At 52.3% G+C, this 14,686-nt stretch carries 8 protein-coding genes; 6 read left to right on the forward strand and 2 right to left on the reverse strand.

What is annotated here, in order from left to right:
• Nucleotides 1-274: 274 nt before the first annotated feature.
• Nucleotides 275-868, reverse strand: coding sequence for an RBBP9/YdeN family alpha/beta hydrolase (locus WH45_RS16175; RefSeq protein ID WP_052723816.1), 594 nt, complete (start codon nucleotides 866-868; stop codon nucleotides 275-277).
• A 664-nt stretch (nucleotides 869-1,532) separates the two neighbouring features.
• On the opposite strand from WH45_RS16175, the gene WH45_RS16180 reads away from it, so the two are divergent.
• The 4 genes from WH45_RS16180 to zapA all read left to right on the forward strand — a co-directional run bounded on the left by WH45_RS16180 (nucleotide 1,533) and on the right by zapA (nucleotide 10,996).
• Nucleotides 1,533-3,644: an ABC-F family ATP-binding cassette domain-containing protein gene (locus WH45_RS16180; protein ID WP_046215473.1), complete on the forward strand. Its 2,112-nt coding sequence runs from the start codon at nucleotides 1,533-1,535 to the stop codon at nucleotides 3,642-3,644.
• A 607-nt stretch (nucleotides 3,645-4,251) separates the two neighbouring features.
• Nucleotides 4,252-5,265 carry a phenylalanine--tRNA ligase subunit alpha gene (gene pheS, locus WH45_RS16185; RefSeq protein WP_046215660.1) on the forward strand — a complete coding sequence of 338 codons (1,014 nt, stop codon included), beginning with the start codon at nucleotides 4,252-4,254 and terminating at the stop codon, nucleotides 5,263-5,265.
• Nucleotides 5,266-5,453: 188 nt separating this feature from the next.
• Entirely contained in the window at nucleotides 5,454-7,895 is a 2,442-nt protein-coding gene (pheT, locus tag WH45_RS16190) for a phenylalanine--tRNA ligase subunit beta (protein ID WP_046215474.1), read from the forward strand.
• 449 nt (nucleotides 7,896-8,344) lie between these two features.
• Entirely contained in the window at nucleotides 8,345-10,996 is a 2,652-nt protein-coding gene (zapA, locus tag WH45_RS16195; protein WP_082096897.1) for a cell division protein ZapA, read from the forward strand.
• 131 nt (nucleotides 10,997-11,127) lie between these two features.
• Here the strand turns inward: zapA and WH45_RS16200 are convergent, their stop codons facing one another.
• On the reverse strand, nucleotides 11,128-11,556 hold the full coding sequence (locus tag WH45_RS16200) for a cupredoxin domain-containing protein (RefSeq protein WP_046215476.1): 429 nt from the start codon (nucleotides 11,554-11,556) through the stop codon (nucleotides 11,128-11,130).
• A gap of 189 nt (nucleotides 11,557-11,745) precedes the next feature.
• Here WH45_RS16200 and WH45_RS16205 point away from each other — a divergent pair, with 189 nt between their 5' ends.
• Nucleotides 11,746-14,112 (forward strand): endonuclease MutS2, encoded by a 2,367-nt coding sequence (locus WH45_RS16205; protein ID WP_046215477.1) that lies wholly within the window; start codon nucleotides 11,746-11,748, stop codon nucleotides 14,110-14,112.
• 87 nt (nucleotides 14,113-14,199) lie between these two features.
• Nucleotides 14,200-14,622 (forward strand): DUF350 domain-containing protein, encoded by a 423-nt coding sequence (locus WH45_RS16210; protein WP_046215478.1) that lies wholly within the window; start codon nucleotides 14,200-14,202, stop codon nucleotides 14,620-14,622.
• The last annotated feature ends 64 nt before the right edge of the window (nucleotides 14,623-14,686 follow it).

Consider the following 14,686-nt stretch of genomic DNA (forward strand, 5'->3'; position numbering starts at 1 on the left):
CTGACGCCGGTAGAGTACCGACGCCAGTTTGCTTGATGGGGCTTTTTTAACTGTCTACAAAATAGGGGCTTGACCACGAAGTAGACAGGCTTTTTGCTGCAGCATTATTTTACTGTCGAAACACTATATAATGTATCTTGCAGCAGCAGCGCAATGATGGATCGTACAATAATATGAACCAACTACAATACGATATTGATCCAGCCAGCCTTCCATTCATTAAGAGAGCTGGCATCCGAACGAGCTCTGTGCAGACTTGCGAAGTACAGACAGATCAGGAAGTTCGTGCAGGTGAGGCCAACATCTGCTGCACAGGCACAGCACCTGTCAGGGCAAGTTCCAGAATAAGCGGCCATGGTCCGTGGCCGGAAGCGGTATTGATATGCCCCATATGGGGAAGCAGCAGTACAGGCACGCCAAGCTGCTGATAGAACAATGTCTGTACAGGCGAGCAATATTCATCATTGGATGACTGGATAATTAGCGCATCCTCTGCAGCCAGAGTGATCTGCTCCGCTGGAGGCAGCGGGAAAAAGCTGCTGATTTCTTCCAGTGTGGTATCCGCAGCAGGAGGGCAGACAAGCACAGCCTGGCGAACACGGCGAACGGATTCATTTGCAGCGTAATGAAGCCACAGCAGGCAGCCAAGGCTATGGGTAAGTACGATTAATTCCTCTTCCTGCGGAATTGAGGCCATCAGTTCATTCAATTCGCCAAGCCATACTTCCTTGGATGGCAGATCATGATCGGGAAAGCGCGGATAATATACTCTATGACCGCGTTCGATCAGCTGCTGACACAACCAGGTCTGCCAGTGCTCCGGACCACTGCCCCCCAGACCATGCAGTAAAAGATAACTTGTACTCAAATCCATCCACTCCATTTCATTACCAAAAGTATCGATACAGTAGGATTGCAACATGGCTTATTATATTCAACTGGACTGCCTCAAGTCTAATTTAGATCAACAGATAGTTGGAATCTGTTCCTGTATTTGGTAGAATGGTCTTGTCGGCTGCCCAAGTGAGTAACAGCTGAACAACTCCGCAGAAATGAGAGGTAACCAATTGTCTGATGAAGTAATAATGCGAACGTCCCTATTAACTGCAGATGGCAAGCGCAGGCAGACAGCTAATGCGGCTGATGCAACGGGGTTCGTATGTCTTTCTTCATATAGCTATAATGACAATTGGGTGGTTCCATACGGAGTATATGTGATCGATACCTGATATCTCTACAGGGATCGATGAAATGCCGGGTTAACAGGGCATTTATGAACATCCGTACTTTCTTTCGGCTTTTGCGTCTGACAGCCCGATCATTTTGCATACACAGCGATGATATCCGTTTGGCGGAGAACTACACTGTGACAGCAGCATACAGGCTGATACCGGGCATGAGCCGGAAATGGATCATTATAGATATGAATAACAGTACATCTTCTCCTGTATATCAACCGCGAGGCTTCTGCCGTCGCGGTTTTTTTATTGGATTCCGGATGGTTTTCCGGCATATGGAGAGGATGATGACGAATGACGACAATAGCACGCGTACGTAATCTGGCCAAGGATTGGAATGGCAAGATGATTTTTGAACAGGTGAATCTGCAGGTGGAGAGCGAGGAACGTCTCGCTCTGATCGGTCTTAACGGCAGCGGCAAGACGACATTGATTCGCATTCTGATGGGTGAAGAGTATCCGACAGAGGGAACGGTGGAACGCATGCTGCCCCTGGAACACTGGGATTGGATGCGCCAGCAGGAAGATGAGGAAGATATGCAGCAGGAGCGGACCGTCTTGGAAGTGGCCCGGCAGGGCAAGCGGGAGCTGTGGTCGCTGCGTACGGTGCTGGATCACTACGAGCAGCAGCTGAATGATCCAGATATTCTGCAATTTCCCGACCGATATAACGAAGTGCTGGAGCAGTATGGCATGCGGATGGAGCAGTATGAACAGCTGCAGGGATTCCAATGGGAAGTCGAGGTCGAGAAGCAGCTCACACAGATTGGTATCGGCGAGGAACTGTGGACCATGCCGTATAGCAGCCTGAGCGGCGGACAGAAAACAAGGGTACGTCTGGCGGCAGTACTGACGCGGGATACCCGGCTGCTGATTCTCGATGAGCCGACCAATCATCTGGATATCGAGACGATGGAATGGCTGGAGCAGCGTCTTCGTGAATATACCGGCGCCCTGCTGTTTGTCTCGCATGACAGGGAGTTTGTCGATCGTCTGGCGACCTCGGTCTGTGAGCTGACACCTGCCGGGATGACCACTTACAGAGGTGGATACCGTGAATACCGTGCACACAAGGAACAGGAGCTGCGCACCCAGGAAGCGATGTACAAAAAGCAGGAACAGCAGCGCAAGGCACTCGAACAATCGATCCGCCGCTACCGTGATTGGTTCAACAAAGCCCATGATGCCGCTGGTGAACAAAGTGAAGTGAAGATTACGACGAGTTATTACAAAGCCAAAGCCAAGAAAAACATTTCCCGTTATCATGCCAAAGAAAAGGAGCTGGAGCGGTTGGAAGCAGAGCGGGTGGACAAGCCGCGTGAAGGCGATCGGCTGCATTTTGAACTGGAGGCTGGTGAGTTCAAGGGTCATACATTACTGGAGTTCCATGATGTTCATTTTCGTTATTCTTTATCTGGAGAGACTGGTGACGCTCCATCCATTTCCACTGGAGAACCTGAATTATTCGAAGAAACCAAAGCCACACAAGCCAATCCGGCAAAGGATGATCTGCCGCTGAATGCGAATCGTCATCAGGCAGCACAGCTATTTGCAGGGATCAACTTCAGCGTGGAACGTGGTGATCGGCTCGCTGTCACCGGAGCCAATGGCACGGGCAAGACCACGCTGCTGCGGCTAATGTTGGGACAGCTGGAACCGCAGCAGGGAGAGATCCGTCGTCATCCAGCTCTGCAGATTGGCTACTTTTCACAGGAGCTGGAAGATCTGCCGCTGGAGCTGACACTGCTGGATAGCCTGCTGCTTCTGCCTGGCATGACGCGAACAGAGGCACAGACCATTCTGGGCTGCTTTTTGTTTCGACGGGAAGATGTACACAAGGTCATCGGCACACTGAGCATGGGCGAACAATGCCGTGCCGCTTTGATCCGGCTGTATTTTGGAGGAGCCAATCTGCTGATTCTGGATGAGCCGACCAATTATCTGGATATTGCTGCCCAGGAAGTGATCGAGTCGGTACTTCAGAGCTACAGCGGTACGATTGTACTGGTCTCCCATGACCGTATGCTTGTGCGCAAGCTGGCCAATCGCCTGCTCCTATTGGATGGAAAAGGGCAAGGCACTCTTTTCGAGGGCAATATGGAGGAGTATGAACAGTCGATCCGGCGCAGGCAGCAGGAGCAGAATTCCGGCGGCAAGGAGGCCAATGATGAACGGCTGCTGCTGGAGTTCAAGCTGGCGCAGTTAATCGCTTCGGCAGAACAGAATCATCCGGCATCAGCGGCTGCAGACAGAGCCCCTACTATACAGTCGGCACCTCAATCGGACACAGACGCAGCAGATCCATCTGCCGCAGCGACGCAGCGTTCTTCCTCACCGGGTGCCATCACGCCGCTGGAGCAGGAAATCAGGCAGCTGCGGCGTGAGTTGGAACGCTTTAACCGTTGACGGGAGAGAGTGAAGTTTGTACAATAATGAGTATCTATTAGTATCTATTAGTATCTATTAGTATCTATTAGTATCTATTAGTATCTATTAGTATCTATTAGTATCTATTAGTATCTATTAGCATCTATTAGTATCTGTACATGTACATGCATGCAACAATGACATCTGCAACGATGGAGACCAGTAGACAGTACTGCCCTACAGGGAGAGAATGCCATGGATTGAGAGCATTTTCCGGGAACAAGACTGTTGAAATTCACTCCGGAGCAGCTTCCTGAACCGTCTGCCTGTGAACACGATTCCTTTGTCGACTGACAGAGCCTTTATCATGATCATAAGCACAAGGCACAGTAGGGATAGCCGGTCTAACGATCCGTTATCATCGTTTTGAGCGAGAAATGGTAATGATGCCACAGGGCACAGGAGCAAGCTGACGGTTATTGATGTTCAGCTGTATTCCCGTCTGCTGGCTGCATTATGTATTTCTAACAAGGGTGGTACCACGGTCTTTTCGTCCCTTACGGGAGAGAAGGCCTTTTTTTGTTGGTTACAGAGCAAAAGATGGATACAACGAAAGGGGAAAATGGCAATGAGCGAAACGGTTCAAATGAAAGAGCATTTGCTTGCTTTGCAGAAGGAAGCGCTGGAGGTGCTGGAGCAGGTAGCCACACCCAAGGAGCTGGACGAGCTGCGCGTCAAATATTCCGGTAAAAAGGGAGCACTGACCGAGATTTTGCGCGGTATGGGTAAACTGAGTGCGGAAGAGCGTCCGGTTGTCGGACAAATCGCCAACGAAGTACGCGAATCCATTGAGGAAGTGATCAGCCGCAAACAGGCGGAATTCGTCAGAGCAGAGACCAATCAGCGCCTGCAGGCAGAAAAGGTAGACGTTACCCTGCCGGGGCGCCCGATGACACAGGGCAGCATCCATCCGCTGAACAAGGTCATTGAAGAGCTGGAAGATATCTTTATCGGCATGGGCTACCGTGTAGCCGAAGGTCCTCAGGTCGAGACGGATTATTATAACTTTGAAGCGTTGAACCTGCCGCAGAACCATCCGGCACGTGATATGCAGGATTCTTTTTACCTGACGGAAGATCTGCTGATGCGTACACAGACTTCACCGATCCAGATCCGCGCCATGGAAGCCGCCAAAGGCCAGGCGCCGCTGAAAGTGATCTGCCCGGGTGCCGTATATCGCCGCGATGATGACGATGCTACGCATTCCTTCCAGTTCCACCAGATCGAAGGACTGGTGATTGATAAAGGCATTCGTATGAGTGACCTCAAGGGAACACTGCTGCAGTTTGCCCGCGAGATGTTCGGCGAACAGACCGAGATTCGTCTGCGTCCAAGCTTCTTCCCGTTCACAGAGCCGAGTGTCGAGGTCGATGTAACCTTTACCAAAAAGAACGGCGAGCGCATCTGGATCGAGATTCTGGGCTGCGGTATGGTCCATCCGAAAGTACTGGAAATGGGCGGATTTGATCCGGAAGTATACAGTGGATTTGCTTTTGGTATGGGCGTAGAGCGTATCGCTATCCTGAAATACGGTATCGATGATATCCGTCATTTCTACAGCAATGATATGCGTTTCCTGAGCCAGTTCTCCCATCTGTAAGCCTGAAGGTTGAAAGTGCCTGAACAGCAGAGCAGCCGAGTATAATTGCATCGGAGCGCACAATGATTCCATGGATCATGCAAAATTCATGGATCTGCAAAAGGCAGCATGGCGTCGCTAAAAGAATATCAAGCAGCAAACGAATACACATGAAACAAAGCATATAATGTTAAAGGAGTGGACGGACTGTGAAAGTATCAACACAATGGCTGTCTCAGTATGTGTCTCTGGAAGGAGTACACGCAGAGGACCTCGCTGAGCAAATTACCCGTGCCGGGATCGAGATCGACAGTGTGGAACAGCGTAATCAGGGGATTACCGGCGTCGTGGTCGGTTATGTAAAAAGCAAGGAAAAACACCCGGATGCGGATAAACTGAATGTATGTATCGTGGATGCCGGACAGGAAGAAGATCTGCAGATCGTCTGCGGCGCCAAAAACGTCGATGCCGGACAAAAAGTACCTGTAGCGCTGATCGGCGCGAAGCTGCCGGGCGATTTTCATATCAAAAAAGCCAAGCTGCGCGGCGTGCTCTCCCAGGGCATGATCTGTTCTGCCAAAGAGCTGGGTATCAACGACAAGCTGCTGCCCAAGGAACAGCAGGAAGGCATTCTCGTACTGCCGGAACAGACCGAGATCGGTACTCCGGTGGTCGAACTGCTCGGACTGAATGATGAAGTATTAGACTTTGACCTGACACCGAACCGTTCGGACTGCCTGAGCATGATCGGTGCCGCTTATGAAGTAGGGGCGATTCTCGGACGCGAAGTGAGACTGCCGGAAGTGAATGTGGTGGAAGGCGGCGACGCGGCGAGCGATCATATCTCTGTAAGCATCGAAGCCCAGCAGGAATGCAGTCATTTCTCGGCGCGTTATATTAGCGGTATTCAGGTAGCTCCATCCCCGCTGTGGATGCAGAATCGCCTGATCGCTGCCGGCGTTCGCCCGATTAATAACGTGGTCGATATTACCAACTTTGTCATGCTGGAATACGGTCAGCCGCTGCACGCCTACGATGCCGATACATTGAGCGGCGGCGCGATTGAAGTGCGTATGGGTCGTGAAGGCGAAGTACTCAAGACGCTGGATGATCAAGAGCGCAAGCTGGATGAGCGCATGCTCGTTATCGCAAGCGGCGGCAAGGCTGTGGGCCTGGCTGGCGTCATGGGTGGAGCGGATACCGAAGTGACTTCGGGTACTGTGAACATCCTGCTGGAATCGGCTCGCTTCGATGGTGGTACGGTGCGTAAGACTTCCCGTCGTCTGGGACTGCGTTCCGAAGCAAGCCTTCGTTTTGAGAAAGAAGTGGACCCTGCCGCAGTCGTTCCTGCACTGAACCGTGCAGCCGAATTGATCGCCCGTTATGCGCATGGCATGATCCATGAAGGTGTAGTGGAGCAGGTCGTGAAGCAGCCGGAAGAAAAAACGCTTATTTTGTCCCTCAGTAAGGTCAACCGTTACCTCGGTACCGAGCTGTCCATGCTGGAAGTGAAAACGATCTTTGGCCGTCTGCATTTCGCCTGTGGCGATTATGCCCAGGATCAGCTGGAAATCCGTATTCCGACACGCCGCGGCGATATCGAGCGCGATGTGGATCTGATCGAGGAAGTGGCTCGTCTGTACGGCTATGACAATATCCCGACGACAGCGATCGAAGGCGCCACCACACCGGGTGCATTGACCCGTCCGCAGCGTCTGCGCCGTACGATTCGTCGTCTGCTCGTGCATGGTGGCTATAATGAAGTGATCAGCTATTCCTTTACCCATCCGGACAAAAATAAGCTGTTCCCTCAGCTGCGTGGCAGCAACCACGATGTAGCGCTGGCGATGCCGATGAGCGAGGAACGCAGCGTACTGCGTACCGGACTCGTATCCAATATGCTGGAGATTGCTTCGTATAACCGCAATCGCAAGCAGGAGAATCTGGCACTGTTCGAACTCGGCATGGCCTTCTTCAGTGATGAAGAGAAGCTGACCCGCCAGCCGCAGGAAGTGCCGCTGCTCGGACTGCTGCTGACAGGACGCCGTCAGCAGGCACAATGGAATACGGCCAATGATCGCGTCGATTTCTTTGATATCAAAGGGGCATTGGATGGACTGTTTGGCTATCTCGGTCTGCAGGCATCCGTCTCCTATCGTGCCGACCAGCCGGAAGGCTATCATCCGGGACGTTCTGCATCTGTCTATCTGCATACCGGCACACAGGAGCTGCGCATCGGAACGATCGGTCAGATTCATCCGGATATCCAGCGTGAAGCCGATCTGGAAGATACCTATGTGGCCGAGATCGAACTGGCACCACTGTATGACCAGGTGAGTGAGCAGATTACGTACAGTGAACTGCCTCGTTATCCTTCCGTACAGCGCGATATCGCTGTTGTCGTAAACGATGAAGTTCCAGCAGGTGATCTGCTGAATACGATTCGTGAGTCAGCCGGCGAACTGCTGGAATCGGTACAGGTATTCGATGTCTTCAAAGGCGAGCGTCTAGGTGAAGGCAAGAAGAGTGTCGCGATCGCACTGGTCTATCGTCACCAGGAGCATACACTGACCGATGAGGAAGTTACCGGCGTTCATGAGCAGGTGATTGCCCGTCTGGCTGAACAGTTCCAGGCCGAACTTCGCAAATAAGCGAATTCTTCAATAATTGATTTGTAAAATAAAGAATCATCTTACTGTAAAGTAGCAGGAATAATGGAAAGCCACATCGAATTACACGTCGATGTGGCTTTTTTGTTCATACACCTCTAGAATATACACAGGAGCATTTTGCAAATTCATAGATACTGCTTGTACTCACCGCGCTGCACAGCTAAAATGGATGTGCGCAGTTTATGACAGGCAGTGGCTGATCTGTTCTGCCGCACCGCATCATTCCCGGCAGAAGGACGCAGGCTGAGTATACAGCTGCAAAATGTTGACGAGGATGTTCCAGTATCGTCAGCCTTTTTGTGCTTATACCGAATATGGCGATGAATACATGCAATATATTTTGATAATAAAATTGGCGTAAATACGTTAAAATAAACGATAATCAACGTGGACGATGAACCGTCCGGCAAGCAAAGGAGGGCACGACTGTGACAACAAACGACCGAATTCGAGTCACCGTTAACATTTATGGGACTTCATATAAATTAGTTGGCAGCAGTGCCGACTACATGAAATCAGTGGCTCAGTATGTCGATGAGCACATGCACAGCATATCCAAGGCGCACAGCCATCTCGATACGACCAAGCTGGCGATTCTGTCAGCCGTACATATGGCAGAGGAAGCGATCCAGTCCACAACCGACCGTGCCGAACTGGATACGGCGATTGCGGAGCAGCAGCGTCTGGCACACGAGGTGGAGCGTCTGCAGGCTGTCCAGCAGGAGCAGCAGGAGATGATCCGCAAGCTGCAGGAAGAGGCCAGCCAGCAGCAGGCCGAGCGTAAGCAGCTGACTACCAATCTGACGACAGCCGAAAAGGAACTAGCGCAGACCCGCGAGCAGCTGAGCGGCATGCAGCAGCAGAACAAGCAGCTGGATGAACAGAACAAGAAGTATCAGCAATCCGGCCAGGAGCTGCGTCAGCAGCTGGAACAGGCGCAAAAAGCTGCGCAGACCGCCGAAGATCAATACCGTACGATAGAGAAAACCATGCAGGACAAAGTGGAAGAACTGCAGATCGAGATCATGCAGCTGACCGAAAATGAAGAACAGCTCCGGCTGCGCAGTGCAGAGCTCGAAGAGCAGCTGTTCACCCTGCAGCAGGAGCATGATCAGGCGCAGCAGCGCAAAATTGCACTGGAGGAAGATAACGACTTTTTACATGCCCAGCTGGAAGAAGTGCGCTCCAAAAACAGCCAGATGGAAAAAGGAATGGCCGAAGTTCGCGAAGAATCCGAGACCTGGCGTGAGCTGTCCCAGCAGCAGGAAGACGAGCTGAACCAGATTCGCAGCGAATACAAAGTACTCCGACAGCAGCAGGAGGAAGCGGCAGGGCAGCTGACCGAACTAAGCGGACAGCTGGATACCGCACGGGAAGAAGCCGGACAGGTGAAGTCCGAGATCGAATCCTGGCAGCAGCGCTATCAGGAGCTGGAACAGAGCGCCGAACAGATTCGTACCGAATTGTCTGGTCAGTACGAGGATCAGCTGGGCGAGCTGCGTATGCAGCTTACCGAAGCCGAGCAGCGTCGTCAGGAACTGGACGATCAGCTAGCAGCCTATATGCAGCAGCTGGAAGAAGCACGCATTTCACTGACAGAGGCACAGGAAGAAGTATCCACCTGGGAGCAGATGTCCGGCCAGCATGAGCAGGAGATGCAGCAGCTGCAGGTGGAGCTGTCCTCCATCCGTCAGCAGTATGAGGAGCTCCAGGATCAGTTAAATGCACGTGAGCAGCAGCTGGAACAGCTGAACCTGACTACGGCGGAAGTGCGGGAAGAAGCAGCAGTATGGCAGCGCCTGTCCGAGCAGCATGAGGATCAACTGACCCAGCTGAAATTGGAACTGGAGCTGGCACAGCAGCAGCGGGATGAACAGATCAGCCAGCTGGAGGACCAGCTGACCCAGCTGACATTGCAGCGGGATGACCTTGCCGGACAGATCGAACTGCTGCATCTGCAGGTCGAGGAACTGACCACGTCTGCGACCCAATCGCACGAAGAAGCCGATCACTGGCAGCAGAGCTCGGTTCAGCTGGAAGCACAGGTCAACCGACTGACCGAACAGGAACAGCAGCTTCAGCAGCAGTTCACCGCTGCAGGAGAGCAGATTCGCGCGCTGGAAGACCAACTGTCCGGATTGCAAGCCGAATCGGCGCAATATCAGGAAGAGATGAATACATGGCGCGAGCTGTCGACCCAGCAGGAAGAAGAAGTTCGCCATTATCAGCGTGAACTGTCCATGCAGCAGCAGCGGCATACGACATTGTCCGGTCAAATGGCCGAGCAGGAACAGCAGCTGGAGCAGCTGCGCCAGGACACTGCAGATCAACTGGAGCAGCATCGTCAGGAAGCCGCGGAACAGTTGGAGCGGCAGCAGCGGGAAGCTGCAGATCAGCTGGCGGTCGCACGTCAGGAGAACGAACAGTACCAGCAGGAGCTGGAGACCTGGCGCGAGCTGTCCGGACAGCAGGAGCAGCAGACCAAGCAGTTACAATCCGAGCTGGAACACAGCCGTCAGCAGTCCGCAGAGCATATTGCGGTACTGAACGAACGAATTGCAGGGCTGCAGCAGGAGTATCAGCAGCAGGCAGCCCTGCTGGATGAGACCCAGCAGGATGTGGACAGCTGGAACCAGCGATATGCACGTCTGGAAGAAGATTACCGTGCAGCTGTGTTAAATGAGCAGGGCTATATGGAGGAAATCGGACGACTGGAGCAGCAGAGCCAGCAGCTGCGTACCCAGCTGCAGGAATGGCAGTCACGCATGGAGCAGATGGCCGAGCAGCAGCGTCAGCAGGAACAGCAGCTGCATGAACTGGAAGCCAGCGAACAGAGATGGCGCGGCGAGTGTGAACAGCTGCAGACCTCCCAGGAGCAGAAGAGTCAGGAGACGCAGGAAATGATGGATCAGTATGAAATGATGACCCATCAGCTGCGGTTAATTCATGTGGAGCGGGATGCCCAGCTGGAAGAAAAGGAACGGATTCAGCGTGAGCTGGATGTCCTGCGTGAGCAGCATCTGCAGCTTCAGGTAGAGCATAATGAATGGCTGGAACTGATCGAACAGGATCAGAACTAGAATCAGCCCTAGCAGCAAAATAAAACCCCTTGTCTGATTACCGGTCACAATTGGCATTGTGCTGGGTCAGACAAGGGGTTTTGGTGTATTTTCATCGTATGTGCATTATCAGAACAGTCAGTGGAATCTGATCAAGCTTCGTCGACAATCAGCTTGGCTACCATGCTGCTGTGACCGGAGCCGCACATGATGGAGCAGGCCATATCAAATGTGCCGGCTTCCTGCGGAGTTACTGTGATGGAAGAATCACGTGCGTTAAGATTCACATTCAGGGCAGGAATCATCAGACCATGATTCCCCTGTACATTATCAAATACGATCGTGACCGGTTCCCCTTTTTTGACATGGTATTCCGGCTGGTCAAATTGATAGTTGGTCGCTTTGACGACCAGCTGTGCGCCCTGGGCAGTACCGGATGTATTATCGGATGTAGCAACTCCTGTATCAGTAACACCGCTTTGCTGGTGGTTCGCATGTTCGGATGTCTCGCTTTGGCTGCCGCAGGCAGAGGTTAGCAGCATCATCGCGATGGTCATACTGGCAACGATGTATTTTTTCATAAATAATCCCTCCTCATCCTTTCTATCATAGCGCATTCTTCCATGATTTGTCATGCGATGATTTTGTGAAAATTCAGTCACGGTGTATAATAGAATGGAAGCGGATTTTTCGGCAAAGAGCTGGGAATAGCGCTTTGTGAAAGAAGATCGATAGACCGATTATGTTTGTTACAGAGGAGTGTCACCACGTTGAATAATAAAATATTCCATACGATGCAGTATGGTCAAATTTTAGATATGCTGGCCGGTTATGCGGCTACTTCCATCGGCAAGCAGACCGCTCTGTCGCTGGAGCCGGATACCGACCTGGAGTACGTCAAAAAGCTGCTTCAGGCTACCGATGAAGCGGCCACCGTTGATCGGCTCAAAGGAACACCGCCTTTTGGCGGAATTGTAGATATACGTCCTGCAGTCAGCCGTGCCCGGATCGCGGGAACATTAAGCCCGTCCGAGCTGCTCGGCATTGCCAATACGATCATGGGCGGGCGCCGTGCTGCCCGTCATGTGGAAAGTGTCCATGAAGAGAACCCGGTGCCATGGCTGGCAGATCTGATTGAACTGTTATCCGATCAGCGCCCGCTGGAAAAAGCCATTCGTGCCTGTATCGATGACTCGGCTCATGTTATGGATTCAGCGAGCAGCGAGCTGGCGGCGATCCGTCGTGAACTTCGTTCCGGCGAAGTCCGTATCCGGGAGAAACTCGATGGCATGATCCGCTCCCAGACGGTAGCCAAGATGCTGCAGGATCAGCTCGTGACGATCCGTGGCGACCGATTCGTGATTCCGGTCAAAGCCGAGTATCGTTCTTACTTTGGCGGTATCGTACATGACCAATCCGGTTCAGGAGCAACTCTGTTTATCGAGCCCGAAGCTATTGTGGCGATGAACAACAAGCTGCGTGAAGCTCGTCTGCGGGAAGAGCGCGAGATTGAAGTCATTTTGCAGAAGCTTACCGCGCAGGTCGCAGATCAGGCCGAGCTGCTGGGCTATGATGTCGAGACGCTCGCCCAGCTGGATTTTGTTTTTGCCAAAGCGAGACTGGCTCACGCCATGAAATCCAGCCGCCCGATCATGAACGATCGCGGATTCCTCAAACTGAAAAAGGCACGTCACCCGCTCATTCCGATCGAGTATGTGGTACCGACTGATCTCGAGCTGGGCAACACCTATTCCAGCATCATCGTCACCGGTCCCAATACCGGCGGTAAGACAGTTACCCTCAAAACGGTAGGCCTGCTCAGCCTGATGGCCATGTCCGGTCTGTTCATCCCTGCCGACGAAGGCAGCCAGCTCTGCGTATTCGATGCGATCTATGCGGATATTGGAGACGAGCAGAGTATTGAGCAGAACCTCAGTACTTTTTCCAGCCATATGACCAATATTATCTCTATCCTGAAGCAGATGACTCCGAAAAGTCTGGTGCTGTTCGATGAGCTGGGGGCAGGTACAGACCCGGCAGAGGGGTCTGCACTGGCGATCGCTATTCTGGAGCATATTCATGCCCAGGGCTGCCGGATGATTGCGACTACGCATTACAGCGAACTCAAGGCCTATGCCTATGACCGCAAGGGCGTCATCAATGCGAGCATGGAGTTTGACGTGAATACACTGAGTCCGACCTACCGGCTGCTGATTGGTGTACCGGGACGCAGCAATGCGTTTGCGATTGCCGAGCGTCTGGGACTGCCGGGAGCGATACTCGAGCGTGCCCGCGGTGAAGTCGGAGAAGAAGACCAGCGTGTCGAGCAGATGATCGCTTCCCTCGAAACGAATCGTCTGAGCGCCGAAGCGGACCGCAACGAAGCCGCCAAGCTGCGTCAGCAGATGGAGGAGCTGCGTACACGCTATGAACGCGATCTTGCCCGTCTGGAAGAGCAGCGTGACAAGCGTCTCGACAAAGCCGAAGAAGAAGCCCGCCAGATTCTGGCCAAAGCGCGTGCGGAAGCGGATGAAGTGATCAGCTCACTTCGCAAGATGGCGCAGGAAGAAGGCGCTTCGGTCAAGGAGCACCGCCTGATTGCTGCCCGCAGACAGCTCGATGAAGCTGCCCCTGCACAGCGGATCAAGAAGAAAAGTACCGCCAAGCCGGATAAGAAAAACAAACCGATCGGTCCCGGTGATGAAGTCATGGTACACAGCTTCAATCAGCGGGGACATGTGGTGGAGCTGTCCGGTTCCAAGGAAGCAACCGTACAGATGGGCATCATGAAAATGAAGGTGGCGCTGAGCGATCTGGAACTGATCGAATCCGCCAAAGCTGCTGCTCCTCAGCGCAAACAGGTGACTACCGTACAGCGCTCGCGGGACGACAATACACGTTCCGAACTGGATCTGCGCGGTGCCAATGTGGAAGAAGCACTGATCGATGTGGACCGCTTCCTGGATGAGGCATTTCTCGCCAATCTGGGTCAGGTATACATTATTCACGGAAAAGGAACGGGTGTGCTGCGCACCGGGATTCAGGATTACCTGCGTCGTCACAAGCATGTCAAAAGCTTCCGTACCGGTAACTACGGCGAAGGTGGCACAGGTGTCACTGTTGCTGAATTGAAATGATCCGATCTGAAACCATTGTAGATCTCGCACGTATTGACTACGATGATTTGTGGATGATTTCATAACCGGAAGGAGTTACGAAGTGACGTGAAGGATTATATTGATCCCCTGCTGGCACATCCGGTCGGAATGATGATAGGTTATTTTTCTGTCGCGGTGCTGCAGCTAATCGTATTTTTGTGGTGCTTTGAACTAGTGACCCGATATAAATGCTGGGATGAGATCAAGCGCGGCAATATGGCCGCAGCGATGGCTACCGGCGGTAAAATATTCGGTATTTGCAATATTATGCGGTTCTCGATAGAAGCGCACAGTACGGTGTACGAAAGCCTGGGATGGTCACTGATCGGCTTCATGCTGCTGCTGGCAGCGTACTTCTTATTCGAGTTTTTGACCCCAGTATTTAATATCGACCGCGAAATTGCTTCCGATAACCGGGCTATTGGTTTTATTTCCATGATCATATCGATTTCATTATCGTATGTTATCGGAGCGGCAATCTACAATTAATACGGGAATGAACAGGACAGTAAGTCTATCCTCTGTTCGAAATAATAACCAAATGCATAGATGA

The organism is Paenibacillus wulumuqiensis (genome assembly GCF_000971965.1).
GTDB lineage: Bacteria > Bacillota > Bacilli > Paenibacillales > Paenibacillaceae > Saccharibacillus > Saccharibacillus wulumuqiensis.

Bases quoted from the DNA above. Each gene is read 5' to 3' on its own strand.
- WH45_RS16200 (WP_046215476.1), bottom strand. From the start codon at position 11,556: ATGAAAAAATACATCGTTGCCAGTATGACCATCGCGATGATGCTGCTA.
- pheS (WP_046215660.1), top strand. From the start codon at position 4,252: ATGAAAGAGCATTTGCTTGCTTTGCAGAAGGAAGCGCTGGAGGTGCTG.
- WH45_RS16180 (WP_046215473.1), top strand. From the start codon at position 1,533: ATGACGACAATAGCACGCGTACGTAATCTGGCCAAGGATTGGAATGGC.